The 26,383-nt window shown below is 61.0% G+C and carries 22 protein-coding genes and 1 other RNA gene; 5 read left to right on the forward strand and 18 right to left on the reverse strand.

Annotated features, from left to right (window positions below; translation table 11 throughout):
• Positions 1-36 precede the first annotated feature (36 nt).
• Positions 37-804: a 2-dehydro-3-deoxyglucarate aldolase gene (garL, locus tag JK232_RS20825; protein WP_072932739.1), complete on the reverse strand. Its 768-nt coding sequence runs from the start codon at positions 802-804 to the stop codon at positions 37-39.
• A gap of 28 nt (positions 805-832) precedes the next feature.
• Positions 833-2,233 carry a glucarate dehydratase gene (gene gudD, locus JK232_RS20830; RefSeq protein WP_079205320.1) on the reverse strand — a complete coding sequence of 467 codons (1,401 nt, stop codon included), beginning with the start codon at positions 2,231-2,233 and terminating at the stop codon, positions 833-835.
• 422 nt (positions 2,234-2,655) lie between these two features.
• Here gudD and garD point away from each other — a divergent pair, with 422 nt between their 5' ends.
• Positions 2,656-4,221 (forward strand): galactarate dehydratase, encoded by a 1,566-nt coding sequence (gene garD / locus JK232_RS20835; RefSeq protein WP_101828972.1) that lies wholly within the window; start codon positions 2,656-2,658, stop codon positions 4,219-4,221.
• A gap of 16 nt (positions 4,222-4,237) precedes the next feature.
• On the opposite strand, the gene JK232_RS20840 is transcribed toward garD, so the two are convergent.
• The 8 genes from JK232_RS20840 to JK232_RS20875 all read right to left on the reverse strand — a co-directional run bounded on the left by JK232_RS20840 (position 4,238) and on the right by JK232_RS20875 (position 14,371).
• Complete coding sequence (locus JK232_RS20840; RefSeq protein ID WP_101857752.1) at positions 4,238-4,984, reverse strand: SDR family oxidoreductase; 747 nt, start codon at positions 4,982-4,984, stop codon at positions 4,238-4,240.
• A gap of 65 nt (positions 4,985-5,049) precedes the next feature.
• The gene (gene gcvP, locus JK232_RS20845; protein ID WP_101828970.1) at positions 5,050-7,929 is read right to left on the reverse strand and encodes an aminomethyl-transferring glycine dehydrogenase; all 2,880 of its coding nucleotides are present in this window, start codon (positions 7,927-7,929) and stop codon (positions 5,050-5,052) included.
• A gap of 79 nt (positions 7,930-8,008) precedes the next feature.
• On the reverse strand, positions 8,009-8,395 hold the full coding sequence (gene gcvH, locus JK232_RS20850; RefSeq protein WP_101828969.1) for a glycine cleavage system protein GcvH: 387 nt from the start codon (positions 8,393-8,395) through the stop codon (positions 8,009-8,011).
• Positions 8,396-8,421: 26 nt separating this feature from the next.
• Positions 8,422-9,519, reverse strand: a complete 1,098-nt coding sequence (gcvT, locus tag JK232_RS20855; protein ID WP_101828968.1) for a glycine cleavage system aminomethyltransferase GcvT — start codon at positions 9,517-9,519, stop codon at positions 8,422-8,424.
• 496 nt (positions 9,520-10,015) lie between these two features.
• Positions 10,016-11,227: an FAD-dependent 2-octaprenylphenol hydroxylase gene (ubiI, locus tag JK232_RS20860; protein WP_101828967.1), complete on the reverse strand. Its 1,212-nt coding sequence runs from the start codon at positions 11,225-11,227 to the stop codon at positions 10,016-10,018.
• A gap of 19 nt (positions 11,228-11,246) precedes the next feature.
• Positions 11,247-12,425, reverse strand: coding sequence for a 2-octaprenyl-6-methoxyphenyl hydroxylase (gene ubiH, locus JK232_RS20865; RefSeq protein ID WP_101828966.1), 1,179 nt, complete (start codon positions 12,423-12,425; stop codon positions 11,247-11,249).
• 4 nt (positions 12,426-12,429) lie between these two features.
• Positions 12,430-13,740, reverse strand: a complete 1,311-nt coding sequence (gene pepP / locus JK232_RS20870) for a Xaa-Pro aminopeptidase (protein WP_101828965.1) — start codon at positions 13,738-13,740, stop codon at positions 12,430-12,432.
• A gap of 55 nt (positions 13,741-13,795) precedes the next feature.
• Entirely contained in the window at positions 13,796-14,371 is a 576-nt protein-coding gene (locus JK232_RS20875; protein ID WP_072932759.1) for a YecA/YgfB family protein, read from the reverse strand.
• A gap of 243 nt (positions 14,372-14,614) precedes the next feature.
• Here JK232_RS20875 and zapA point away from each other — a divergent pair, with 243 nt between their 5' ends.
• The 3 genes from zapA (at position 14,615) to JK232_RS20890 (ending at position 15,934) form a co-directional block, all read left to right on the forward strand.
• Positions 14,615-14,944 carry a cell division protein ZapA gene (gene zapA, locus JK232_RS20880; protein ID WP_072932761.1) on the forward strand — a complete coding sequence of 110 codons (330 nt, stop codon included), beginning with the start codon at positions 14,615-14,617 and terminating at the stop codon, positions 14,942-14,944.
• A 118-nt stretch (positions 14,945-15,062) separates the two neighbouring features.
• A non-coding RNA gene (ssrS, locus tag JK232_RS20885) (6S RNA) lies at positions 15,063-15,246 on the forward strand.
• 76 nt (positions 15,247-15,322) lie between these two features.
• Positions 15,323-15,934, forward strand: a complete 612-nt coding sequence (locus tag JK232_RS20890) for a 5-formyltetrahydrofolate cyclo-ligase (protein ID WP_072932764.1) — start codon at positions 15,323-15,325, stop codon at positions 15,932-15,934.
• A 55-nt stretch (positions 15,935-15,989) separates the two neighbouring features.
• On the opposite strand, the gene serA is transcribed toward JK232_RS20890, so the two are convergent.
• Both serA and rpiA read right to left on the reverse strand, forming a co-directional pair.
• Positions 15,990-17,231 (reverse strand): phosphoglycerate dehydrogenase, encoded by a 1,242-nt coding sequence (gene serA / locus JK232_RS20895; protein ID WP_212589647.1) that lies wholly within the window; start codon positions 17,229-17,231, stop codon positions 15,990-15,992.
• A 402-nt stretch (positions 17,232-17,633) separates the two neighbouring features.
• A complete protein-coding gene (gene rpiA, locus JK232_RS20900; RefSeq protein WP_072932769.1) occupies positions 17,634-18,290 on the reverse strand; it encodes a ribose-5-phosphate isomerase RpiA in 657 nt (218 codons plus the stop codon).
• A gap of 185 nt (positions 18,291-18,475) precedes the next feature.
• On the opposite strand from rpiA, the gene JK232_RS20905 reads away from it, so the two are divergent.
• Positions 18,476-19,369 (forward strand): LysR family transcriptional regulator ArgP, encoded by an 894-nt coding sequence (locus tag JK232_RS20905; RefSeq protein WP_072932771.1) that lies wholly within the window; start codon positions 18,476-18,478, stop codon positions 19,367-19,369.
• 48 nt (positions 19,370-19,417) lie between these two features.
• Here JK232_RS20905 and JK232_RS20910 read toward each other — a convergent pair whose 3' ends face one another.
• From JK232_RS20910 to epd, 6 genes are all read right to left on the reverse strand, one after another.
• A complete protein-coding gene (locus tag JK232_RS20910; protein WP_072932773.1) occupies positions 19,418-20,140 on the reverse strand; it encodes an oxidative stress defense protein in 723 nt (240 codons plus the stop codon).
• Positions 20,141-20,403: 263 nt separating this feature from the next.
• Positions 20,404-21,021 carry an arginine exporter ArgO gene (gene argO / locus JK232_RS20915; protein ID WP_212589648.1) on the reverse strand — a complete coding sequence of 206 codons (618 nt, stop codon included), beginning with the start codon at positions 21,019-21,021 and terminating at the stop codon, positions 20,404-20,406.
• A gap of 201 nt (positions 21,022-21,222) precedes the next feature.
• The gene (gene mscS, locus JK232_RS20920) at positions 21,223-22,164 is read right to left on the reverse strand and encodes a small-conductance mechanosensitive channel MscS (protein WP_072932777.1); all 942 of its coding nucleotides are present in this window, start codon (positions 22,162-22,164) and stop codon (positions 21,223-21,225) included.
• Between the two features lie 312 nt (positions 22,165-22,476).
• Positions 22,477-23,556 carry a class II fructose-bisphosphate aldolase gene (fbaA, locus tag JK232_RS20925; RefSeq protein ID WP_072932779.1) on the reverse strand — a complete coding sequence of 360 codons (1,080 nt, stop codon included), beginning with the start codon at positions 23,554-23,556 and terminating at the stop codon, positions 22,477-22,479.
• A gap of 121 nt (positions 23,557-23,677) precedes the next feature.
• Entirely contained in the window at positions 23,678-24,841 is a 1,164-nt protein-coding gene (pgk, locus tag JK232_RS20930) for a phosphoglycerate kinase (RefSeq protein ID WP_072932782.1), read from the reverse strand.
• A 69-nt stretch (positions 24,842-24,910) separates the two neighbouring features.
• Complete coding sequence (gene epd, locus JK232_RS20935; RefSeq protein WP_072932784.1) at positions 24,911-25,927, reverse strand: erythrose-4-phosphate dehydrogenase; 1,017 nt, start codon at positions 25,925-25,927, stop codon at positions 24,911-24,913.
• Between the last annotated feature and the right edge of the window lie 456 nt (positions 25,928-26,383).

Raw genomic sequence — 26,383 nt, forward strand, 5'->3', positions numbered from 1 at the left:
GTGGAAACAGGGGCGCGCCGCAGCGCGCATAAAGGATTACTTTTTAAAGCGATCGCACAGCGCCACGGTGGCGGCGCGGAAGATGCCGAGATCGCTGCCGACGGCCACAAAGGTCGCGCCCATCTCCAGGTAGCGGCGGGCATCCGCTTCCACCGGTGCCAGGATGCCGCTGGGTTTGCCGTGCGCTCTGGCGCGGTCGAAAATGTGGCGGATGGCGGCCTGCACCTCAGGGTGATTGGCCTGCCCGAGGTAGCCGAGGGTGGCGGCCAGATCGCTTGGGCCGACAAAGAGGCCGTCGATGCCGTCAACCGCCGCGATCTCATCGACGTTGTCGATACCGGGCTGGCTCTCGATCTGTACCATCACCGCAATGTTGTCGTTGATCGAGGTGAAATATTCCGGCACCAGCCCGTAGTTATTGGAGCGGTGGGAGACGGACACGCCGCGGATGCCTGCCGGCGGGTAACGGGTGGCGGCCACCGCGTTGCGCGCCTGCTCTGCGGTCTCCACAAACGGGATCAGGAAGTTATAGAAGCCGATGTCCAGCAGCCGTTTGATGATCACCGGCTCGTTGTAAGGCGGGCGTACCACGGCAGCGCTCGGGCTGCCCTTCAGCGCCATCAGTTGCGGCACAAAGGTGGTGATGTCATTCGGCGCGTGTTCGCCGTCCAGCAGCAGCCAGTCAAACCCGGCCAGCCCCAGCACCTCGGCGGAGGTCGGGTTGGCGAGCGCACACCAGCAGCCAATCAGGGTGTCGCCCTGCAACAGCTTCTGGCGGAACAGGTTAGGGTAAATCGCGGTCATGGTCGGTTTCCTCGGGTTAGCGGGTGGCTCAGCGCACCAGGCACGGGCGTTTGTTGTCGAAAGTCCAGCCGGGGATCAGGCACTGCATACCGGCGGCATCATCGCGCGCACCCAGCCCGTGGGAGGTATAGAGTTCATTGGCTTTCATCAGCTGGTCCCAGTCCAGCTCCACGCCCAGCCCCGGCGCTTCCGGCACCTGCACCTTGCCGTTGCGGATCGCCAGCGGCGAGCGCGTCAGGCGCTGGTTGCCCTCCTGCCAGATCCAGTGGGTGTCGATCGCGGTGATCTGCCCCGGCGCGGCGGCCGCCACCTGGGTAAACATCGCCAGCGAAATATCAAAATGGTTGTTGGAGTGGGAACCCCAGGTCAGGCCAAATTCGTGGCAGAGCTGCGCGACGCGCACCGAGCCCTGCATCGTCCAGAAGTGCGGGTCAGCCAGCGGGATATCCACTGACTGCAATGACAGCGCGTGGCCCATCTGCCGCCAGTCGGTGGCGATCATATTGGTGGCGGTCGGCAAGCCGGTGGCGCGGCGGAATTCCGCCATCACTTCCCGGCCGGAGAAGCCCTGCTCTGCCCCGCACGGATCTTCTGCATAGGCCAGCACATGGCGCAGTTGCCGCCCCAGCGTGATCGCCTCATCCAGTGACCACGCGCCGTTCGGGTCAAGGGTCACGCGCGCCTGCGGGAAGCGCTGCGCCAGCGCCGTGACCGCCTCCGCCTCTTCGGCACCGGCCAGCACGCCGCCCTTCAGTTTGAAATCGTTGAAGCCATATTTTTCATAGGCCGCCTCAGCCAGCCGCACGATCGCTGCCGGATCCATCGCCGCCTCGTGGCGCAGCCGGTACCAGTCACAGGCGTCATCCGGCTGGCTCTGGTAGGGCAACCCGGTGCGGGTGCGGTCGCCGATGTAGAACAGGTAGCCGAGCATCTCGACTTCGCTGCGCTGCTGGCCGTCACCGAGCAGCGAGGCGACGCTGACGCCGAGGAACTGCCCGAGCAGATCGAGCATCGCCGCTTCAATGCCGGTCACCACATGGATGGTGGTACGCAAGTCAAAGGTCTGGGTGCCGCGACCGGTGGCGTCGCGGTCAGCAAACTGGCGGCGCACCGCGTTCATCACATTCTTGTACTCGCCCAGCGTCCGGCCGAGCACCAGCGGTTGTGCCTCTTCCAGCGTGCGGCGAATCGCCTCACCGCCGGGGATTTCACCCACGCCGGTGTGCCCGGCGTTGTCTTCCAGCACCACAATATTGCGGGTAAAGAACGGCGCATGCGCCCCGCTCAGGTTAAGCAGCATACTGTCGTGCCCGGCCACCGGGATCACCTGCATACGGGTAATGCGCGGGGCGGAGGTGTCGGTGTGGGAGGGGCTTTCAGGGTGCGATGCGGTGCCGGAGAATGCGGCGTGTGGGGCGTTATGGCTCATGCGGTGAATCCTCCTTGTCCATCGGCCGGCGGGTGCCGGTAGTCATTTTTGTTATGTCTGCGTAGAGGTACGGGATCGTGCTGCCGCCGTGAACAGCGGCAAACAGCAAAAAGTATAAGAAGCGCCCCGGCGTTTCACATTGGACAAAAGAACAGGATTGTCGCGGATTAACGGAAGGGGTTCTGGCATCTGCCCAAGTTACTGCGCGACAGTTCACGAAAGGTTGCGCAGTACCGGGGGTGCAGCGGCGTGATGGTGTTCACGCCCGGTTGGTCGCTTGCCCAGAAACCGGGGAAAAAGCGGCGCGGGGTTCGGTCATCCGCATAATGATTAGGCTGCTAAGGCTCCCGTATACTGCCAACTGGCGCGGCCCGCTGTGGCCGCCGATCCCCTTAACGGTCCAGCAATAAAAGGATGTCACCATGCTTACCTCTCCCGCTTCATCCGGCCAGCCGCTCTACATCAAAGTACATGAAGAGGATAACGTGGCGATTGTGGTTAACGATCAGGGGCTTAAAGCCGGCACGCGTTTTGCCGACGGCTTGACGCTGACCGAGCACGTGCCGCAGGGGCATAAAGTGGCGTTGCGCGCCATTGCCGCCGGGGGCGCGATTGTGCGCTACGGCGAAATCATCGGCTATGCGGAGCGCGACATCACGCAGGGAAGCTGGATTGATGAGTCGCTGGTGAGTTTGCCGGTCGCGCCGCCGCTGGAGAGCCTGCCGCTCGCCACCCGTGTGCCTGCCCCGCTGCCGCCGCTGGAGGGCTACACCTTTGACGGCTACCTGAACGATGACGGCAGCGCCGGCACCAAAAACCTGCTGGGGATCACCACCAGCGTGCACTGCGTGGCCGGGGTGGTAGACCATGTGGTGAAACTGATTGAGCGCGATCTGCTGCCGCGTTACCCGAACGTGGACGGGGTGGTGGCGCTGAACCACCTGTACGGCTGCGGTGTGGCGATCAACGCCCCGGCGGCGGTGATCCCGATCCGCACGATCCACAATATCGCGCTGAACCCCAATTTCGGCGGCGAGATCATGGTGGTGGGCCTGGGCTGTGAAAAACTGCAACCGGAGCGGCTGCTGACCGGCACGCCGGATGTGCAGCCGCTGACGATGGAGGCCGCCAGCGTGGTGCGCTTGCAGGATGAGCAGCATGTCGGGTTCGGCGCGATGGTGGATGATATTTTGCAGACTGCTGACCGCCACCTGCAACGGCTTAACCGCCGCCGCCGCCAGCCCTGCCCGGTGTCATCCCTGGTGGTGGGGATGCAGTGCGGCGGCAGTGACGCCTTCTCCGGCGTGACGGCGAACCCGGCGGTGGGGTTTGCCTCCGACCTGCTGGTGCGCTGCGGCGCCACCGTGATGTTTTCTGAAGTGACCGAAGTGCGTGACGCCATTCACCTGCTGACGCCGCGCGCGGCAGATGAGCAGGTCGGCAAGCGGCTGCTGGAAGAGATGGCCTGGTACGATAATTATCTGGAACAGGGGCAGACTGACCGCAGCGCCAACCCGTCGCCCGGCAATAAAAAAGGCGGGCTGGCGAACGTGGTGGAGAAAGCACTGGGGTCGATTGCCAAATCGGGCCGCAGCGCGATTGCCGAAGTGCTGTCACCCGGCCAGCGCCCGACCCGGCGCGGCCTGATTTTTGCCGCCACGCCCGCCAGCGATTTTGTCTGCGGCACGCAGCAACTTGCCTCCGGCATCACGCTTCAGGTGTTTACCACCGGACGCGGCACCCCTTACGGCCTGACGGCCGTGCCGGTGATCAAAATGGCGACCCGCACCGCGCTGGCTGACCGCTGGCACGACCTGATCGACATTAACGCCGGCACCATCGCCACCGGCGAGGCGACCATCGAGCAGGTCGGCTGGCAGCTGTTTGAACTGATTCTGGATGTCGCCAGCGGCCGCAAACAGACCTGGTCAGATCGCTGGGGTATTCACAACGCGCTGGCGGTGTTTAACCCGGCACCGGTGACCTGACCCTGATCGATCACGGCTATTTGCCGCCCGCCAGATCGATAAACGACCCGGTGACGTAAGAGGCGGCATCAGAGAGCAGCCAGCTGATGGCCGCGGCGACTTCCTCCGGCTGGCCGCCGCGCTGCATCGGCAGCAGTTTGCCGAGCCGATCCACCCGCCCCGGCTCGCCGCCGTCGGCGTGGATATCGGTGTAGATAAGGCCGGGGCGCACGCTGTTCACCCGGATGCCCTGTGCCGCCACCTCCAGCGAGAGGCCGGTGGTCAGGCTGTCCATCGCCCCTTTTGACGCCGCATAATCCACATATTCACCCGGTGCGCCGAGCCGGGACGCCGCCGACGAGACATTGACAATCGCCCCGCCCGAGCCGCCGTGGCGCGTTGCCATGCGTTTCACCGCCTCGCGGCAGCAGAGGAAGCTGCCGGTCACGTTGGTCGCCAGCACGCGGTTGATGCGCGCGGCGTCCAGCTCCTCCACCCGGGCCTGTTTACACAAGATACCGGCATTGTTGACCAGCGCCGTCAGCGGGCCGAACACCTCATCCACCGCGGCAAACATCGCCACCACCTGCGCCTCGTCGGCGATGTCAGCGGCAAACGCCTGCGCCTGCCCACCTGCGGCGATGATTTCCGCCACGACATTATCCGCCGCGGCCTGGTTGCTGCGGTAGTTCACTGCCACCCGGTAACCTTCGTGCGCCAGCAAAAGTGCGGTTGCCCGCCCGATCCCCCGGCTTCCGCCGGTAATGATTGCCACTTTCTGCATCTTTGCTCCTGATAAAAAAAGGCCCGGATAACCGGGCCTCTGAAGGAAAGTCATTGCGGATTCGCTTACTGGTAATCGCTCATCGGTACACATGAGCAGAACAGGTTGCGGTCACCGTAGACATCATCCAGGCGTTTCACCGCCGGCCAGTATTTGTTTTCACGCGCGGCCTCACTCGGGAACACCGCCAGCTCACGGCTGTAGGCGTGCTGCCAGTCATTGACCAGCTCCGCCTGGGTGTGCGGCGCATTCACCAGCGGGTTGTCATCCTGCGGCCACTCACCGGCAGCCACGCGGCTGATTTCCGCACGGATCGCCAGCATCGCATCGATAAAGCGGTCCAGCTCGGCTTTGCCCTCGGACTCCGTCGGCTCCACCATCAGCGTGCCCGCCACCGGGAAGGACATGGTCGGTGCGTGGAACCCATAATCGATCAGGCGTTTGGCGATGTCCATTTCGCTGATGCCGGTGGCCTCTTTCAGCGGGCGGATGTCGAGGATGCATTCGTGCGCCACCCGGCCGTCGCGGCCGGTGTAGAGCACCGGGTAGGCCTCTTTCAGCCGGGTGGCAATGTAGTTGGCGTTAAGGATCGCCACCTGGCTGGCCTGCTTCAGCCCTTCTGCGCCCATCATGCGGATGTACATCCAGCTGATCGGCAAAATCGAGGCGCTGCCGAACGGCGCGGCGGAGACCGCCCCGTTTTGCGTGAGTACGCCGTCAATCGCCACCACGCTGTGGCCCGGCACGAACGGGGCGAGGTGCGCTTTCACGCCGATTGGCCCCATGCCCGGCCCGCCGCCGCCGTGCGGGATGCAGAAGGTTTTATGCAGGTTAAGGTGCGACACGTCCGCGCCGATGTAACCCGGCGTGGTGATGCCGACCTGCGCGTTCATATTCGCCCCGTCGAGGTAAACCTGCCCGCCGTACTGATGCACGATCCGGCACACTTCGCGGATGGTTTCCTCATACACACCGTGGGTGGACGGGTAAGTCACCATGATGCAGGAGAGCTGGTCACCGGCACGCGCCGCCTTCTCCCGCAGGTCATTCAGGTCGATGTTGCCCTGTTTGTCACAGGCGACCACCACAACCTCCATGCCCGCCATCTGCGCCGACGCCGGGTTGGTGCCGTGGGCGGAGCTTGGGATCAGGCAGAGGTTACGTTCGCCCTGGTTGCGGCTCTCGTGGTAGTGGCGGATCGCCAGCAGACCGGCGTATTCCCCCTGGGCGCCGGAGTTCGGCTGCATACAGAGCGCGTCATAACCGGTGAGCTGCACCAGCCACTGTGACAGCTGGCCGATCATCTGCTGATAACCTGCCGCCTGCTCCGGCGGGCAGAACGGGTGCAGTTCCGCGAATTCCGGCCAGGTGATTGGGATCATCTCCGCTGCGGCGTTGAGCTTCATGGTGCAGGAGCCGAGCGGGATCATCGCCTGGTTCAGCGCCAGATCCTTTTTCTCCAGACGGTGCATGTAACGCATCATCTCGGTTTCGCTGTGGTAACGGTTAAACACCGGGTGGGTGAGGATCGGGTCACGGCGCAACAGCGCGGCCGGGATTGAGGCGCTGTCCTGGCTGACGGCACGGTCCAGCTGGTCCACATCCAGCCCGTGATCGTCCCCCAGCAGTACCGCCAGCAGGGCTTGCACATCCTCGCGGCGGGTGGCTTCGTCCAGCGTGATGCCGACCGCGCCGTGGATGTCGGTGCGCAGGTTGATGCCGAAACTCAGCGCGCGTGCCAGCACGGCGGCTTTGTCCTGCACCTCGACGGTCAGGGTGTCGAACCAGCTGGTGTGGCGCAGCGTCAGCCCGCCCTGCTTCAGCCCGGCGGCCAGGATGTCCGTGAGGCGGTGGATGCGCCCGGCGATGCGTTTCAGCCCTTCCGGGCCGTGGAACACCGCATACAAACTGGCGATGTTCGCCAGCAGCACCTGCGAGGTGCAGATGTTGGAGTTGGCTTTCTCGCGGCGGATATGTTGTTCACGCGTCTGCATCGCCATGCGCAGCGCGGTGTTGCCGGCGGCATCACGCGAGACGCCGATAATGCGCCCCGGCATGGAGCGTTTGAATTCATCGCGGCAGGCGAAGAACGCGGCATGTGGGCCGCCGTAACCCATCGGCACGCCGAAACGCTGGGCGGAGCCGAACACGATGTCCGCGCCCTGCGCGCCCGGCGCGGCCAGCATCACCAGCGCCATGATGTCCGCCGCCACGGCGGTGATGATGTTGCGTTTTTTCAGTTCTGCCATCAGCGCGCTGTAGTCATGCAGCTCGCCGGTGGTGCCCGCCTGTTGCAGCAGCACGCCGAACACGCCATCCAGATCCAGCACGTTTTCTGCGCGATCGATGATGATGTCAAAGCCGAAGGTTTCGGCGCGGGTACGCACCACATCCAGCGTTTGCGGGTGGACGTCATCCGCCACAAAGAAGCGGTTGGCCTGTTTGAGTTTGCTGGCGCGCTTCGCCATCGCCATCGCTTCGGCGGCGGCGGTGGCTTCATCCAGCAGCGAGGCGGAGGCGAGATCCAGCCCGGTGAGATCCTGCGTGACCTGCTGGAAATTCAGCAGCGCTTCCAGCCGCCCCTGCGACACTTCCGGCTGATAAGGCGTGTACGCGGTGTACCAGCCGGGGTTTTCCAGCATGTTGCGCAGGATAACCGGCGGCGTCAGCACCGCGCTGTAGCCCATGCCGATGTAGGTTTTGTAGCGCTGGTTCTGTGCTGCCATCGCTTTCAGCTCCGCCAGCGCCTGATGCTCGGTGGCGGCCTCGCCCACCGCCGGCGGCCCCGGCAACTGGATATCCGCCGGGACAATCTGTTGGATCAGGGCCGACAGCGAGGAAGCGCCCACGGCGTCCAGCATCTGTTGCTGCTGGGCGTCGGAAGGGCCGATATGGCGTTCAACAAACGCCGTGCGGTGTTCAAGTTGGCTGAGAGTCTGGGTCATTGCTACAGATTCCTGAAATCATGCATCGGGTCGGGCACGGGCGGCGGATCATGCCCGGCGCGGGGCCGGGCTGCGGGGATTATTCGTCAATGCTGCTCTGGTAGGCGGCAGCGTCCAGCAGGTTCCCCAGCTCGGACGGGCCAGCCGCCTTGATTTTAAACAGCCAACCGGCGGCGTAGGGTTCGCTGTTGACCAGCTCCGGGGAGCCATCCAGCTCGCCGTTCACCTCAACAATTTCACCGCCGATCGGCGCGTAGATGTCAGAGGCGGCCTTGACCGATTCCGCCACCGCGCAATCTTCACCGGCGGTGACCTCACGGCCCACTTCCGGCAGGTCAACAAATACCATGTCGCCCAGCAACTCCTGGGCGTGCTCGGTAATGCCGACGCAATAAACGCCGTTGCCTTCGTCACGCACCCATTCGTGGGAGCTCGCATATTTCAGTTCGGTTGGCACATTGCTCATCGGGCCTTCTCCTTTAAAATAATGAGTTACTGCGCGACCGGTTTTCCGGCCCGCACAAAAATAGGTTTCGTCACCCGTACCGGCATTTCGCGGTTACGGATTTGCACAATCGCGTGGTCGCCGATACCGGCCGGGACGCGGGCCAGCGCAATGCTGAAGCCCAGCGTCGGGGAGAAGGAGCCGCTGGTGATGATGCCCTGCTGGGTATTACCGGCTTCATCGATAAAGTGCACCGGCAGGCCGTTACGCAATACGCCTTTTTCCGTCATTACCAGGCCGACCAATTGCTCCGTGCCCTGCTCGCGCTGCTTCTCCAGCGCTTCACGGCCGATGAAATCACGATCTTCCGGTTGCCAGGCGATGGTCCAGCCCATGTTGGCCGCCAGCGGTGAGACGCCTTCGTCCATCTCCTGGCCGTAGAGGTTCATGCCCGCTTCCAGCCGCAGCGTGTCACGCGCGCCGAGGCCCGCCGGTTTCACCCCGGCCGCCAGCAATTGCTGCCAGAAGTCGGCGGCTTTTTCATTAGGCAGGGCGATCTCATAACCCGCTTCGCCGGTGTAGCCGGTGGTGGCGATAAACAGATCTTCGGCCTGTACGCCGAAGAACGGTTTCATGCCGTCTACCGCCTGACGTTGTGCGTCGGTAAACAGTGTGCCGGCGCGCTCTTTGGCCTGCGGGCCTTGCACCGCAATCAGCGCCAGATCGTCACGTTCACTCAGGGCCACGCCATAGGGCGCGGCGTGTTCGGTGATCCACGCCAGGTCTTTTTCCCGCGTCGCGGAGTTCACCACCAGCCGGAAGGTGTCTTCCGCCAGGAAGTAGACGATCAAATCATCAATCACCCCGCCGGAGGCGTTCAGCATCCCGGTGTAGAGCGCTTTGCCCGGCTGGGTCAGTTTGGCAACGTCATTGGCCAGCAGGTGACGCAGGAATTCGCGGGTGCGTGCGCCGTTCACATCCACAATCGTCATGTGCGAGACGTCAAACATCCCGGCGTCCTGACGCACGGCGTGGTGTTCATCGAGCTGTGAGCCGTAGTGCAGCGGCATCATCCAGCCGTGGAAATCCACCATGCGCGCGCCGCACGCGACGTGTTGATCATAGAGCGGGGTCTGCTTTGCCATGTTTCCCTCATTGCCTGCTGATATGTGATTGTGCCGATCATTCCGGTGGTTTTTTAATCAATCCCGTCAGCAAAAGTATAGCGACGCAATCGTTATCCTTTTGCTGAACTTATCACCGAACCGGGTGCTGTTCCATAAGCTGAAATAGGCCGGATTCTGACGGGCACCAAAAAAGTGCGGCCTTATCGTGCAGAATATTCCACTGAAAAACTGCGGTGCACGGCACATAATTAACAATCCGCCCGCAGTTCATACGATATTCCATAACAAAAAGAGGCTCAGAGCCTGAAATACGACAAACAGATTCCGGTCATCGGATAAAATAAACTAATGCGAAACAGGGAGTGAAATTAGAATATTTCAAACGCGCGGCAGCCTGCCCTGTTTTGGGGCATGGCGGTCAGGTCAGAGGAGGCCAATGAAGGAACAGCAGGAAAACCGGGGGAAAAGTCAGTATCAGGCGGCAAACAGAGGCGTTTGCCGCCGGTTATCCCCCTCAGGCCGGGGGATTAAGCCAGTCAGGCAGATCGTTTAAGCCCATCGCCTGGCGCACCAGACGCGGTTTCACGCCCGGCAGGCTGTCTGCCAGCGTCAGGCCGAGATCACGCAGCAGCTTTTTCGCCGGGTTCTGCCCGGCAAACAGATCGCGGAACCCTTGCATCCCCGCCAGCATCAGCGCGGCGCTGTGTTTGCGGCGGCGCTCATAACGCTTCAGGTAGAGATGCTGGCCGAAATCTTTGCCCTGCTTTTGCAGGCGGCGGATTTCAGCCGACAGCTCGGCGGCATCCATAAAGCCTAGGTTGACCCCCTGCCCGGCCAGCGGGTGCACGGTGTGCGCTGCGTCGCCAATCAGCGCCAGCCGGTGGCCGGCAAAACTGCGGGCGTAACGGCCGGTCAGCGGGAAGGTGTGGCGTTCGCCCTCGACCCGGCACAGGCCCAGGCGCAGGTCAAACTGCATCGCCAGCTCGCGGTTGAACGCGGCTTCATCCAGCGCGGCCAGCCTTGCTGCGTCATCCGGCGGCAGTGACCAGACAATCGAGCAGAGGTGCGGGTCTGAGAACGGCAGGAACGCCAGGATGCCGTCGCCGTGGAATACCTGCCGCGCCACGCCCTGATGCGGCTCCTCGGTGCGGATGGTGGCGACCAGCGCGGTGTGGCCGTAGTCCCAGAAGGTCAGCGGGATATCCGCGTGGCGGCGCAGCCAGGAGTTGGCACCGTCCGCACCGACCACCAGCCGGGCGGTCAGCATCCGGCCATCTTCCAGCGTGATAAAGGCTTCGTTTTCACCCCAGGCCACGCTTTTCAGCTGCGCCGGGGCCAGCATCGTCACCTCAGAGAGCGAGGCGGCGCGCTGCCACAGCGCCTGTTGCAGCACCGGGTTCTCAATAATATGCCCCAGATGGGCATACCCGTAATCATCAGCACGGAACGCGATCCGGCCGAAACTGTCATGATCCCACACTTCCATCCCGGCATAGGGGCTGGCGCGGCGTGCGGTGATCTCGTCCCAGACGCCGATATGTTGCAGCAGGCGCTCACTGGCGGCGTTAATCGCCGAAACACGCACCGAGTGTTCCGCCGTCAGCGGCGTCTCCTGCTGCGGCTGGTGCTCCAGCACCGCAATACGCAGCCCGCTGCCGTGCAGGCTGCACGCCAGTGCCAGCCCAACCATGCCGCCACCGGCAATGACCACATCAAAAGATTGCATAATGAGTTTCCTGTTGGCCTCAGCGCGCCACCCATCCCAGGGTCCGGCGGGCAAAGGCGTCGCGCAGCAGTGGAGTCTGTTCCATTGCCATCAAACCAAGGTTACGCCCGGCTGCCAGCGGCGCGTAACGGTTGGCGAAAAGGTGAATCAGGCCGTCCGTCACCCCGACGGTGGCCTGCTGATCGGGCCGGCGGCGCGCCTGGTACGCGCTGAGCACCGCCCCGCTGCCCACATCCTGCCCCTGTGCGGCGGCATCGGCCACGGTTTCCGCCAGCGTCATGACATCCCGCAGGCCGAGGTTAAAGCCCTGCCCGGCAATCGGGTGCAGGGTTTGCGCCGCATTGCCTGCCAGTGCCAGGCGGTGGCTGATGTGGCTGTGCGCGGTGCGCAGGTGCAGCGGGTAAATCTCCCGCTGGCCGGCTTTAAGGATTTTGCCGAGCCGCCAGCCAAACGCCTGTTGCAGTTGGCTGATAAAGTCCGCCTCATTCCAGTTGCTGACCTCCGCCTGCCGCTCACGCGGATGGCACCAGACCAGCGAGCTGCGCCCCTGTGACATCGGCAGCAGCGCCAGCGGCCCGTATTCGGTAAAGCGTTCAAACGCCCGCCCTTGCGGCAATTCCGCGGTAGTGACGTTGGCGATCACCGCGATCTGCGGGTAGTCGCTCACCTGCCACTGTACCTGGCAGGCGCGGGCCAGCGCCGAGTGGGAGCCGTCCGCCGCCACCAGCAACTGGGCGGTCAGGGTTTCGCCGGTATCCAGCGTGACACCGGCATGCCCGATTTGCCGGTCCACATTGACGACTTTCGCCGGGCAGTGCAGATGCACGCCCGGTGCCTTACGCAGCAGCGCAAACAGCCGCCGCCCGGCGTCATGCAGCTCCACCACGTTGCCGAGTTCGGTGACGTGGAAATCCTGCGCGTGCAGGTTCACCAGCCCCGCATGGCCGCGGTCACTGACGTGCACATGGGTGATCGGCGTGGCGCAGTCACGCAGGGCGGGCCAGATGCCGATGCGCGCCAGCTGGCGGCAGGTGCCTTGCGCCAGGGCAATCGCCCGCGCATCAAAGCCGGGGTGCTTCCGGTCTTCCGGCAACGCCGCCTCGACCAGATCCACCCGCACCTTGCCCTGGGTCAGGGCGGAAACGGCCAGTGCCAGCGTGGCCCCGACCATACCGCCGCCTACAATAATCATGCTCATACGCTTACCGTGCCGCCGCCATCAGCGCCTCAATCTCGTCGGCTTCTTTCACCACGCCGCCGGTCAGGATCTCGTTGCCGTCAGCGGTGATCAGGATGTCATCCTCAATCCGCACGCCGATGCCGCGGTATTCAGCCGGGACATTGGCGTCCGGCGCAATATACAGCCCCGGCTCCACGGTCAGCACCATCCCCGGTTCCAGCACGCGGTCGCGGTCGGTGCCGTAGTGGCCTACGTCATGCACGTCCAGCCCCAGCCAGTGTGACAGGCCATGCATAAAGAACGGGCGGTAAGCTTTTTCCGCCAGCAGTTGCTCTGTCTCACCGTGCAGGATGCCGAGCCGCACCAGCCCGTCGATCATCACCCGCGCCACCGCCTGCGTCACTTCCAGCATACTGGTGCCGGGGCGGTAGAGTTCCAGCGCCTTGTATTCGGCCGCCAGCACGATGTCATAGACGGCGCGCTGGGCCGGGGTAAATTTGCCGTTGACCGGGAAGGTGCGGGTGATGTCCCCCGCGTAGCTGCGGTATTCGCACCCGGCGTCGATCAGCACCAGATCGCCGTCCTGCATTTCACACTCGTTTTCGGTGTAGTGCAGGATGCAGGCATTCTCGCCGCTGCCGACAATGGTGTTGTAAGCCGGGAAGCGCGCGCCGTGGCGGGTGAATTCATGCTGGATTTCGCCCTCCAGCTGATACTCAAACATGCCGGGGCGGCAGCGCTCCATCGCACGGGTATGCGCCAGCGCCGTGATCTCCCCGGCGCGGCGCATGACGGCAATCTCTTCCGGCGATTTGAACAGCCGCATCTCATGCAGCCACGGCCGCCAGTCGGTGATCGTCGCCGGGGCGGCGAGGTTCTGCCGCGCGCCGTTGCGCAGTTTTTCCAGCGCGCCGAACACCAGGGTATCGGCGTAGGCATAGTGGCCCTGCGCATGGTAGACCACATCCAGCCCGTTCAGCAGCAGGTGCAGTTGCGTGCCGATCTCATCAAACGGCAGGGCGCGATCCACCCCCAGTTTGGCCGGGGCCGCCTCCTGCCCCAGACGGCGGCCGAACCAGATCTCTGCCGTCAGGTCACGCACCCGGTTAAACAGCACGCTGTGGTTGTGGGTGTCATCGCTTTTAATCAGGATCAGCACCGCTTCCGGTTCATTAAAGCCGGTGAGATACCAGAAATCGCTGTCCTGGCGGTACGGGTAGTCGCTGTCCGCGTTGCGGGCGGCTTCCGGGGCAGCAAAAATCAGCGCGGCACTGGCCGGGGCCATTTTTGCCAGAAGTGCCTGGCGGCGATTCTGAAACTCCTGCTGGGTCATCACCTTCTCCTTAAACTCTGCGTTAACAACCTGTTATTTACCGGGGCACGGCGGCTCAGTGCAGCGTAGGCTTGCGCACTTCCGGCGCAGTGGGGCCCGGTTCAGCAAATTCCGCATGGCAGAGGATCGCCGCGACGCGCACGTATTCCACTACCTCTTCCAGCGACTGCTCCAGTTCTTCCTGATCCTCATCTTCCTCATATCCCAGCTGGGCGATGTTGCGCAGGTCGTCAATCGCCTCGCCCACTTCGTCCTTGACCTGGGAGAGCTTCGGCTGCATCACGCCGAGGCCGAGCAGGAAGTGGTTAACCCAGCCGGAGAGCGCATCCGCCCGGTCAAAGACGCTGGCTTCGTCATCCGGCATCAGCATACGGAATTCGAAACCGTCATCTTCCAGCGTGTCACGCGTCACCTGATAGAGCGCCTGCAACGGCGCATTCAGCGCCTGCGGGAAGGCGATGCCCTCGTTGGTGAGGTCATGTACCAGCGTCTGCCAGCTGGCATCACGGTTACCGCCACACAGCAAACCGCTGACCAGGCCGTGCATCTCTGCGGCCGTGAGTGCGACCGCCTGCTGGCGGAGTGCCTGATTAACGGCATCATAAGTAGGGTAAGGATTATGTATCGACATACGTATTGGTCATCGTTGGCAGGATAAGTTCATGGTATGCTACCACCAAGATCCGTCGCTGTACCAGATTAGCAGAGACCCGGTTAAGGGTTGATTATCCCTGACAGCTTAGTAGAGTAGGCGCTGCGGTCCAGGGGAATTCCCCGTTGGAAAGGGGTTGTATCTTGGTATTGAGGTATATATAGTGGCGCCCGCTTTAACCGGTGCGGTAAGCGGACGCGGAAATTGAGGCAGGAAGGTGGCATGGCTGCACAACCGGTAGATATTCAAATTTTTGGTCGCTCATTACGGGTAAACTGCCCGCCAGAGCAACAAGATGCGTTGAATCTGGCCGCAGAAGATCTGAACCAGCGGTTGCAAGATCTGAAAGTTCGCACTAGAGTCACAAATACAGAACAACTGGTTTTCATCGCGGCACTGAACGTGTGTCACGAACTGGCGCAAGAACGCTTGAAAACGCGTGACTATGCCGCCAATATGGAACAGCGCATCCGGATGTTGCAACAGACCATCGAACAGGCGCTGCTTGAACAGGGTCGCATTTCTGAACGTCAGGGTGCCCCCTTCGAATAACCGGCCATCACGGTGTTTCGAAAAAAATGTGCTGTTAACGGCGCAATGAAGCAAAAAATGAATACTTAAGCAGTTGATTTTTAAATGTAAGATCTTTAGAGTCAGCAGCGAGTAAAAAATTTCTCTGAGGTGTTCGTCAGCGGGCCAGTCCCCTGAGCCGATATTTCATACCACAAGAATGTGGCGATCCGTAATTGGTGAGCATGCTCGGTCCGTCCGAGAAGCCTTAAAGTTACGACGCTGCGTTCACCTTGAACCAAGGGTTCAAGGGTTACAGCCTGCGGCGGCATCTCGGAGATTCCCTTCTTTACCCGGCAGCACCCTGTTGCCCGTTCTGTTTACACCGACCCGTTTTCCCGTATGGACACGGTTTCCCCTATGAAAACAGACTTTCCAGCACAACCCCCTGATATTGCCTTGTTACGCCAGCATCTGCGCACGGAAGTCCGTCAGCGCCGCCGTGCCCTGACACCCGGACAGCAGCAGCAGGCCGCCCATCAGGCGGCCCACCAGGTTGCCGGCCATCCGCGTATCCAGGCGGCGCACAGCGTGGCGATTTTCCTCTCTTTTGACGGCGAACTGCCGACCCGCCCCACGATTGAGCGGCTCTGGTCACTGGGCAAACGCGTCGTGCTGCCGGTTTTGCACCCTTTTTCGCCCGGCCACCTGCTGTTTCTGGACTACCAACCGGACACAGAGCTGATTCCCAATCGCCTGCGCATTCCTGAACCAAGGCTGGACGTGCGCCATATTCTGCCGTTGCCGCAGCTTGACGTAATTTTGACGCCGCTGGTGGCGTTTGATGACAGCGGCCAGCGGCTGGGCATGGGCGGCGGGTTTTATGACCGTACGCTGGCACACTGGCGCACTCATGGGCCTTACCCGATTGGGCTGGCGCATGACTGCCAGCAGGTAGAGAGCATCCCTGCTGAAGCCTGGGATGTGCCGTTGCCGGAGATTATCACCCCCGGCAAGCTGTGGCGCTGGTGAGCGGCAGGCATAAAAAAACGGGTGCCTGAGGCACCCGTTTCTCTGCAGCAACCGGTCAGTAAAGCAGACGGGCGCGAATCGTGCCGGGGATCGCTTTCATCATTTGCAGCGCGGTGTTGGCGCCGTCTGCGCTGTCGCTTTCGACGTCAATCACCACATAGCCGATTTCCGGGCTGGTTTGCAGGTACTGCGCGGCAATGTTGATGCCCTGCTCTGCAAAGATCTGGTTGATGCGCGTCAGCACGCCCGGGCGGTTTTCATGGATGTGCAGCAAACGGCGGGCATTGGCCCCGTGGCTCGGCAGCGACACTTCCGGGAAGTTGACCGCCGACAGCGTAGAGCCGTTGTCAGAGTATTTCGCCAGCTTGCCGGCCACTTCGGAACCGATATTTTCCTGCGCTTCCTGGGTAGAACCGCCGATGTGCGGCGTCAGGATCACGTTGTCGAACTCGCACAGCGGGGAGTTGAACGGATCGCTGTTGGTGGCCGGTTCTTCCGGGAAGACGTCAATCGCCGCGCCGGACAGGTGTTTGCTTGAAAGCGCGTCACACAGCGCCGGGATGTCCACGACCGTGCCGCGTGAGGCGTTGATCAGGATTGCGCCCGGCTTCATCAGTTTGAACTCTTCCACGCCCATCATATTCTGCGTGGACGGCGTTTCCGGCACATGCAGCGACACCACATCGCTCATGTTCAGCAGTTCCGAGAGGTGGCGTACCTGCTGGGCGTTGCCGAGCGGCAGCTTGTTCTCGATGTCATAGAAATAGACCTGCATCCCCAGCCCTTCGGCCAGTACGCCAAGCTGCATACCGATGTGGCCGTAACCGATGATGCCGAGGCGTTTGCCGCGCGCTTCAAACGAGCCGACGGCCAGTTTATGCCAGACGCCGCGGTGCGCTTTGGCGTTGGCCGCCGGGATGCCGCGCATCATCAGCAGCAGTTCGCCAAGCACCATTTCGGCTACGGATCGGGTATTGGAGAAAGGCGCGTTGAACACCGGAATGCCGCGTTTGGTGGCGGCGTTCAGGTCAACCTGGTTGGTGCCGATGCAGAAACAGCCGACTGCCACCAGCTTTTCTGCCGCCGCAAACACCTCTTCGGTAAGCTGGGTACGCGAGCGGATGCCGACAAAGTGCGCATCGCGGATGGACGCTTTCAGCGCCTCGGTATCCAGCGCGCCTTTGTGGTATTCGATATTGGTATATCCGGCAGCACGCAGGTTTTCAACGGTGCTCTGATGGACCCCTTCCACTAACAGAAACTTAATTCTGTCCTTCTCCAGTGATACTTTTGCCATGACCCGACCCTATTTTTTCAGACTTCAGAAATGGCTGTCGTGCAATCTTGTGCAGCAGCGCCGCTTCAACATAACAAATATTCAGCGGGCGGCAATACAAACGATTGCGGGTGGCTCAGCATAAGGCGCACCGGCGCCGGGCGTTTTTGGGGAAAAATGCTGGGGAAGCGAAAAGCGCCAGAATGTTAGGAAATTCAAACCGGGGATTGTGATATATGTCACCAAATTTACGCCTGAGAAGAAAAGATATTTCAGCGTAAAAAATATGACCGGTCATAAGCGCCGGCTATGGCCCATTCACCTGCCGCCGGGTGCCGGCAAGCCGCGCAGGCAGCGCCCTGCCCTGTTGGCCCACCGGCCCGGCCGGTTAACCTGCCCCGGCGGCCAGGGCAGATCGGGCGCTTATTTTACCGTCTTCACACCGTCTTTGGTGCCGACCAGCGCCACATCCGCGCCGCGGTTGGCAAACAGCCCCACCGTCACCACGCCTGCGATGTTATTGATGCTGTTTTCCAGTGCCACCGGGTCAAGGATGGTGAGGTTGCGCACATCCAGGATGATATTGCCGTTGTCAGTGACCACGCCCTGACGGTACTCCGGCTGGCCGCCCAGTTTCACCAGCTCACGCGCCACATAAGCGCGCGCCATCGGGATCACTTCCACCGGCAGCGGAAAGTTGCCCAGCACATCCACCTGCTTGGAGGCATCGACGATGCAGATAAATTTGCGCGCAATCGCCGCGATGATCTTCTCACGCGTCAGCGCGGCACCGCCGCCTTTGATCATCTGCATATGGCCGTTGATCTCGTCAGCCCCGTCGACGTAGATGTCCAGGCTGTCGACGTCATTGCAGTCAAACACCGGAATGCCGAGGCTTTTGAGTTTGGCGGTGGAGGCGTCAGAGCTGGAGACCGCACCGTCAATCTGATGTTTGATGGAGCCAAGCGCGTCAATAAAATGCGCCGCCGTGGAGCCGGTGCCGACCCCGACGATGGTGCCCGGCGTAACGTAATCAAGTGCTGCCCATCCGACCGCTTTTTTCAGTTCATCCTGCGTCATAGTAAGTTCATTGCTCCCGCTGCGAAAACGTGTGCGTATTATAGAGCAAGCGCTGCTGAAAAGGGCGTGCAATCCACGGCGGGGGATCACAGTTATGCCGGGGCAGCACGGTGATTTTGCCCCCGCAGCGCGGCAAAATTGTGGCATAGTGCGCTAATACAACGACTTCAGGGGACAGATTTCCAATGAAACGCCCAGACTACCGAACGTTGCAGGCGCTGGACGCGGTGATCCGTGAGCGCGGCTTTGAACGCGCCGCTCAGAAACTTTGCATCACACAATCGGCGGTTTCCCAACGCATCAAACAGCTGGAAAACCTGTTCGGCCAGCCGCTGCTGGTGCGCACCGTGCCGCCGCGCCCGACCGAACAGGGGCAAAAACTGCTGGCGCTGCTGCATCAGGTGGAGTTGCTGGAGGAGGAGTGGCTGGGCAACGACACCGGCAGTGACTCGCCGTTGCTGCTGTCGCTGGCGGTCAACGCCGACAGCCTGGCGACCTGGCTGCTGCCGGCGCTGAAGCCGGTGCTGGCCGATTCGCCGATCCGCCTGAATTTACAGGTGGAAGATGAAACCCGCACCCAGGAGCGCCTGCGCCGTGGGGAAGTGGTCGGCGCGGTCAGTATCCAGCCGCAGCCCTTGCCGAGCTGCCTGGTGGACCAGCTCGGGGCGCTGGACTACCTGTTTGTGGCCTCAAAAGCCTTTGCCGATCGCTATTTCCCGAACGGCGTTACGCGTAATGCGCTGTTGAAAGCCCCGGCAGTGGCATTCGACCACCTTGATGATATGCATCAGGCCTTTTTGCAGCAGAATTTTGACCTCTCCCCCGGCAGCGTGCCCTGCCACATCGTGAACTCGTCGGAAGCCTTTGTGCAACTGGCGCGCCAGGGCACCACCTGCTGCATGATCCCGCATTTGCAGATTGAACGTGAGCTGGAGAGCGGTGAACTGATTGACCTGACGCCCGGCCTGTTCCAGCGGCGGATGCTGTTCTGGCACCGTTTCGCGCCGGAGAGCCGGATGATGCGTAAAGTCACGGATGCGCTGATTGCCCACGGCCATCAGGTTTTACGGCAGGATTAAAAACGGCCCCACAGGGCCGTTACATTATCATCATACGCGATGACGGGATTACGGGCGCTGTAGCTCAAACACCACATCCACCTGATCATCAAAGTGAATGGTCTGCTGGTCATAGGTTTGGGCGGCGTCGTTCTGCGGCGCGGCTTCCGCCGTTTTGTACATCCGCATCACCGGCATCGGCTGGTAGTTGGCCACATGGTAACGAATGCTGAACACCGGCCCCAGTTTGGCTTTGAAGCCCTCAGCCAGCGCACCGGCCTGCTGGGTGGCATTATCAATCGCCTTCTGGCGCGCCTCATTGCGATAGGTTTCCGGGTTGGCAACACCCAGTTCTACGGCACGGATCTCATTCAGGCCTGATTTCAGCGCGCCGTCCAGCAGATCATTCAGCTTGTCCAGCTGGCGCAGGGTGACCTGCACCTGGCGGGATGCACGGTAACCTTTCAGCTCAGAGCCGCCATCTTTCAGGTAGGTATATTCCGGCTGGGTGCGCAGGTTGGCGGCGTTGATGTCTTTTTTATCAATGCCGTTTTTTTGCAGGAATGAGAAATACTCGGCCACTTTCGCGTCAGCCTGCTGTTTGGCCGTCGCGGCATCTTTTGAGGAGACGTTGACCTCAATGGCCAGGGTGGCGATGTCCGGGGTGGCATCCACGCTGGCGGTGCCTGAGGTCACTACGTGCGGGCCTTCCGGCACTTCAGCGGCCTGCACCATCAGCGGCGCGCTGCCCATTCCCATCATTGCGGCTAAAGCCAATGCCTTTAACTTCACGGTAGCTCCTTATGTATGCGGTGTACGCCGGGAAAAAGTCCCTTCGGCCCTCATTAATCACCCATTATGAAAGGGCAGCAACCCGCTTTTCAATAATTTACCCGCAGCCGGTTAACGGTGGCTGCGGGGGGTGTCGGGTGATATGAAGATAAACCAGGCGGTATCAACCCCAGCATAACGTGCCGTTAACGGCACGCCCTATAGGATTACTTCGAATACCGCCGCCCGTTACGTGGTTTTTAACTCACTTCACACTTTTCCACTCAGCGGGAGAGCGCCTGCCAGGCCAGTTGCAGGGCAATACCCCACATCACCAGTCCGACCAACAGGTTAATGATGCGCTGCGCACGCGCCGTCCGCAACACCGGTGCCAGCCAGGCTGCCAGCAGCGCCAGGCCAAAGAACCAGACCAGCGAGGCACAGGCCGCCCCGAGCGCAAACCAGCGGCGGGCCTCCGGCGCAAACTGGCCGCCCAGGCTGCCGAGCACCACAAAGGTATCCAGGTAGACATGCGGGTTCAGCCAGGTCACCGCCAGCAGCGTGGCGACAATTTTCCAGCGGCTTTGGCGGGCGAAACACGCCTCACTTTGCACTTCCCCCGGCCGGGCTGCACTGCGCAGTGCCCCGAAGCCGTACCACAGCAGGAATGCCACCCCGCCCCAGGTCACCAGCGCCAGCAGCACCGGGGAGCGGCTGAGCAGCGCACTGCCGCCGAACACCCCGGCACAAATCAGCGCCACATCGCTCAGGGTACAGAGGGAGGCGATCATCATGTGGTACTGTCGGCGGATGCCCTGATACAGCACAAACGCATTCTGCGGGCCGAGCGGCAGGATCATGGCGGCACCGAGCAGAAAGCCCTGAAGATAAATAGCTAACACAATACACGTCCTCAATAGAGCGGCCGCAGGTCGCGGCACACAGGTATGGGCGCAGTGTACGGACGCCGCGCTATCAGAGGAAACGCAAAAATCTTATTGCATATCAGTGTGGCTAATAGGCAGGGCCGGCGGGCGCGATGAATGCGTTGCGCCCATAAAAAAGGGGCGCCCGAAGGCACCCCACAGGGTTCACTGCGCGGATCAGGATACGCTGCTGCCCACCGGGCTTTCTGCGCCTTTTTTCAGGCTCAGGTTGCGCTCCTCTTTCGGCGCGTCGGCAGCCGGGGCGGCGGCGGTGTTGTCCGCCTTGTAGAGGTGGACGTCCATCTGCGGGTAAGGAATGCCGATGTTGTGTTTATCCAGCGCACGCTTGAAGCTCTCAAGCGTGTCCCAGAACGTCTCCTGTGCATTGCCGTTGGTGGTCCAGAAGCGCACCACGAAATTCAGTGTGGAAGCCCCCATCTCATTCAGGCGCACCGTGACGCCTTTGTCATGCATGATGCGTTCATCAGCGGCCACAATGTCACCCAGCACTTTTTTCACTGTATCAATGTCGGCATCATAGGCCACGCCGACCACAATCTCGGTACGGCGGTTCGGCTCACGCGAGGTGTTGATGATATTGTTGGCGATGATTTTACCGTTCGGCACCACCACCATTTTGTCATCCGGGGTGCGCAGCGTGGTATGGAAAATCTGTACCTCTTCCACCGTACCGGCCACGCCGCCCAGATCCACGTACTCACCGGCGCGGAACGGGCGGAAGATCACCAGCAGCACACCGGCCGCAAAGTTAGACAGCGAGCCTTGCAGCGCCAGGCCCACGGCCAGGCCGGCGGCACCCAGCACCGCGATCACGGAAGCCGTCTGTACGCCGATGCGCCCCAGTGCCGCGATAATGGTGAACGCAATCACCCCGTAGCGCACAATCGCTGACAGGAAATCGGATACGGTGTCATCAATACCCCTGGCATGCATGACTTTGCGGAGGGTGCCGGAGATCACTTTGGCTGCCATAAAGCCGATGATCATGATGACAACCGCGGCCACGATATTCACCACGTAATGGATCAACAACCCCTGGTTACGGGCCAGCCAACTGCCGGCGCTGTTAATTCGGTCTACCACGTTCAAATCGTCCATTCATCCCACCTTTGTTATTTTCACAGTCTCCCCCCTGATGCCGGGGGCGTCACACCTGTCGTTACTCTCTGCCCGACTTCGCATCCGGCAAGGCACCGGTGCAATAAAACCCCGAAGATTGCTAAGGTTTTCAAGCCCGGCAAGCACGTCTATAAGGGTAACTAACAAAATCCGCTCCCGCCAACCCACAAGCCGTGATCCGGTGGCGGATGCTGATAAACGGGCCGATCCGGCCGAAAAGCGCACAGTTGCTGTCCGGCAGGCATAAAAAAAGGCCCCCATCCGGGAGCCTTTTGTTTGTCAGAAAACCGATTACAGCACGTCGATCGCGTTCAGTTCCTGGAACGCCTGCTCCAGGCGGGTCACCATGGAGCTCTGCGCGGCACGCAGCCAGACGCGTGGATCGTAGTATTTCTTGTTCGGCTGGTCTTCGCCTTTCGGGTTGCCCAGCTGGCTCTGCAGGTAGGCTTCGTTTTCTTTGTAATACTTCAGGATACCTTCCCAGTTGGCCCATTGGGTGTCGGTATCGATGTTCATTTTGATTACGCCGTAGCTGACGGAATCTTTGATTTCCTGCGCAGAGGAACCGGAACCGCCGTGGAAGACGAAGTTCAGGCTGTTGTGCGGCAGGTTGTGTTTTTTGGACACGAATTCCTGAGAATCACGCAGGATGGTCGGGGTCAGTTTCACGTTACCCGGCTTGTACACACCGTGAACGTTACCGAAGGAAGCCGCGATGGTGAAGCGCGGGCTGATGGCGTTCAACTTGGTGTACGCGTAGTCCACGTCTTCCGGTTGGGTGTACAGGGCGGACGCGTCCATATGGCTGTTGTCCACGCCATCTTCTTCACCGCCGGTGCAGCCCAGTTCGATCTCCAGGGTCATGCCCATTTTGGACATGCGCTCCAGGTACTTGGAACAGATCTCGATGTTCTCTTCCAGGGACTCTTCGGACAGGTCGATCATGTGGGAGGAGAACAGCGGTTTGCCGGTCGCGGCAAAGTGCTTTTCACCTGCATCCAGCAGACCGTCGATCCACGGCAGCAGTTTCTTGGCACAGTGGTCAGTGTGCAGGATAACCGGCACGCCGTAGTGCTCTGCCATCTGGTGCACGTGGTGTGCGCCGGAGATAGCACCCAGGATAGCCGCGCCCTGCGGGATATCGGTTTTCAGGCCTTTACCGGCGATGAACGCCGCGCCACCATTGGAGAACTGAACGATAACCGGTGCTTTGACTTTAGCGGCGGTTTCCAGCACAGCGTTGATGGAGTCGGTACCCACGCAGTTAACTGCCGGCAGTGCGAAGTTGTTTTCTTTCGCTACCTGGAACACTTTCTGAACGTCATCACCTGTGATGACACCCGGTTTTACGAAATCAAAAATTTTAGACATTTTACGTCGTCCTGTTTCGTCGGCCGTAGAGAGAAATGAATCGGTACGCCGTTGCGCCCTGCCCCAGAAACGCGGGGCGTAACAGCAGGAACGGGCAGCCTGCGCGGCCCGTCCAGGTTAATTACTGCTTGGCACGCTCTTCCAGCATCACAACTGCCGGCAGTTTTTTACCTTCCACGAACTCCAGGAAGGCACCGCCGCCGGTGGAGATATAGGAAATTTTGTCAGCAATTCCGAACAGATCGATTGCTGCCAGAGTGTCACCACCGCCTGCGATGGAGAATGCGTCGCTGTCGGCGATTGCCTGCGCGACAATTTCGGTTCCTTTACGGAAGTTCGGGAACTCGAATACCCCTACCGGGCCGTTCCACAGAATGGTCTTGGCGTTTTTCAGGATCTCAGCCAGACGCTCAGCGGAGGCATCGCCCAGGTCAAGGATTTGCTCATCATCTTTGATGTCGTTAACTGATTTCAACGTTGCCGGTGCGGTTTCGGAAAACTCCGTGGCGACGCGCACATCGGTCGGCACCGGAATGTCACAGGTTTCGAGCAGTTTTTTCGCTTCATCGGTCAGGTCGGCTTCATACAGGGATTTACCGACGTTGTGGCCTTGTGCAGCCACGAAGGTGTTGGCGATACCGCCACCGACGATCAGCTGGTCAGCGATTTTGGAGAGGGAATCCAGCACAGTGAGTTTGGTGGAGACTTTGGAGCCGCCCACAATCGCCACCATCGGGCGAGCCGGGTTACCCAGCGCTTTGCCCAGGGCTTCCAGTTCTGCAGAGAGCAGCGGGCCGGCACAGGCCACCGGCGCAAATTTGCCGACGCCGTGGGTAGAAGCCTGCGCACGGTGCGCGGTACCAAAAGCGTCCATCACGAAGACGTCACACAGTGCGGCATATTTCTTCGCCAGCGTTTCGTCGTCTTTCTTCTCGCCTTTGTTGAAGCGGACGTTTTCCAGAACCACCAGTTCACCTTCTGCAACGTCAACGCCGTCCAGATACTCTTTCGCCAGGCGCACCGGGGAAGAAAGCTTATCTTTCAGGTAGTTCACAACCGGCAGCAACGAAAACTCGTCGTTGTATTCGCCTTCGGTCGGACGGCCCAGGTGAGACGTAACCATGACACGTGCGCCTTGCTTCAGCGCGGCTTCAATCGTCGGCAGGGACGCGCGGATACGTGCGTCAGAGGTCACTTTCCCCTCTTTTACCGGCACGTTCAGATCAGCACGGATCAGTACGCGTTTGCCGGCCAGATCCAGATCGGTCATTTTAATTACAGACATGGTGAACCCTCTCGTTGATTCTCTTTTAAAGTTGCTTGAGCGGCACGCCGGGAAAACCGGTGCACCGTACTAGAAACCGCTCGCGGCCATTGCCCTGGTGGTGTCTAACATCCGGTTGGCAAAGCCCCACTCATTGTCGCACCAGACCAAAGTCTTAATCAGGTGCTGTCCGCTGACCCGCGTCTGCGTGCCGTCAACGATGGCACTGTGCGGATCATGGTTAAAATCTATCGAGACTAATGGTAGTTCCGTATAGTCAACTATACCACGAAAAGCCCCCTGTGCGGCCTTTTGCAACAGCAGGTTGACGTCACGCACCGTCACACAGGCCCCAACAAAAACGCTGAGATCAATGGCGGTGACGTTGATGGTCGGCACCCGTACCGAGATCGCTTCAAAGCGATCCTGGAACTGCGGAAAAATGCGCGTGATGCCCGCAGACAGCTTGGTATCGACCGGAATAATCGACTGGCTGGCGGCGCGGGTACGGCGCAGATCCGGGTGATAGGCGTCAATCACCGGCTGGTCGTTCATCGAAGAATGGATGGTGGTCACGGTGCCGGATTCAATGCCGTAGGCGTCGTCCAGCAGTTTGATGACCGGGATGATGCAATTGGTGGTACAGGAGGCGTTGGAGACAATCCGGTCCTCGCGGTGCAGGGCGTCATGGTTGACGCCATATACCACGGTGGCGTCGAGGTCATGCCCGCCCGGATGGGCAAACAGCACCTTTTTGGCCCCGGCGGCGCGGTGCGCCTCGCCATCGGCACGGCTGCCGTAAACGCCGGTGCAATCCAGCACCACATCCACCCCAAGCTCGCCCCACGGCAACGCCGCCAGCGCCGGCTCATGCAGCAGGCGGATGGTGTCATCCCCCACTGACAGCACATCGCACTCCTGCCGCACATCCCAGGCGAAGCGCCCGTGGCTGGTGTCATATTTCAGCAGATGCGCCATGCCTTCAGCCTGCGCCAGTTCGTTGATCGCCACCACAGAGATTTCCGCCCGGCGGCCGGATTCATAGAGCGCGCGCAACACGCTGCGGCCGATGCGGCCAAACCCGTTTATCGCGATGCGGATGGTCATGCTATTCCCTGATTTACGGTCACTGTGCCAGCCTCATAGAGTAATGCAGCACGCCGCCGGGAGGAATCCTCCCACCGCGTTTACATCATCACATCAATAGTGTGATCAGCGTCACATTCTTCATTTTGCTGGGATATTCCCCAACTGAAACGGTTCAGCCGAGCATAAACCAAAGCCATCCTAAAGAAAATGATCTGACCCCAGCCTAAGACGATCCTGATGCAATCGCTGGAAAAAACGCCAGTTACCAGAAGGCTGAGGTGTGAATACGCCGCTCATGCGCGGCAGCCTGGGGCAGGAAAGCCACTTTGCCCCTCTTTCTGCGTTTTTTGCCCATAAAAAAAGCGCCCCATCGGGGCGCTTGTCAGCTCAGGCGGTCCGGGCTTAGCCCAGCAGCGCTTTCGCCTTGCTCACCACGTTCTCCACGGTGAAGCCGAACAGCTCGAACAGCTTCTC

The organism is Nissabacter archeti (assembly GCF_018257325.1).
GTDB lineage: Bacteria > Pseudomonadota > Gammaproteobacteria > Enterobacterales > Enterobacteriaceae > Chimaeribacter > Chimaeribacter arupi.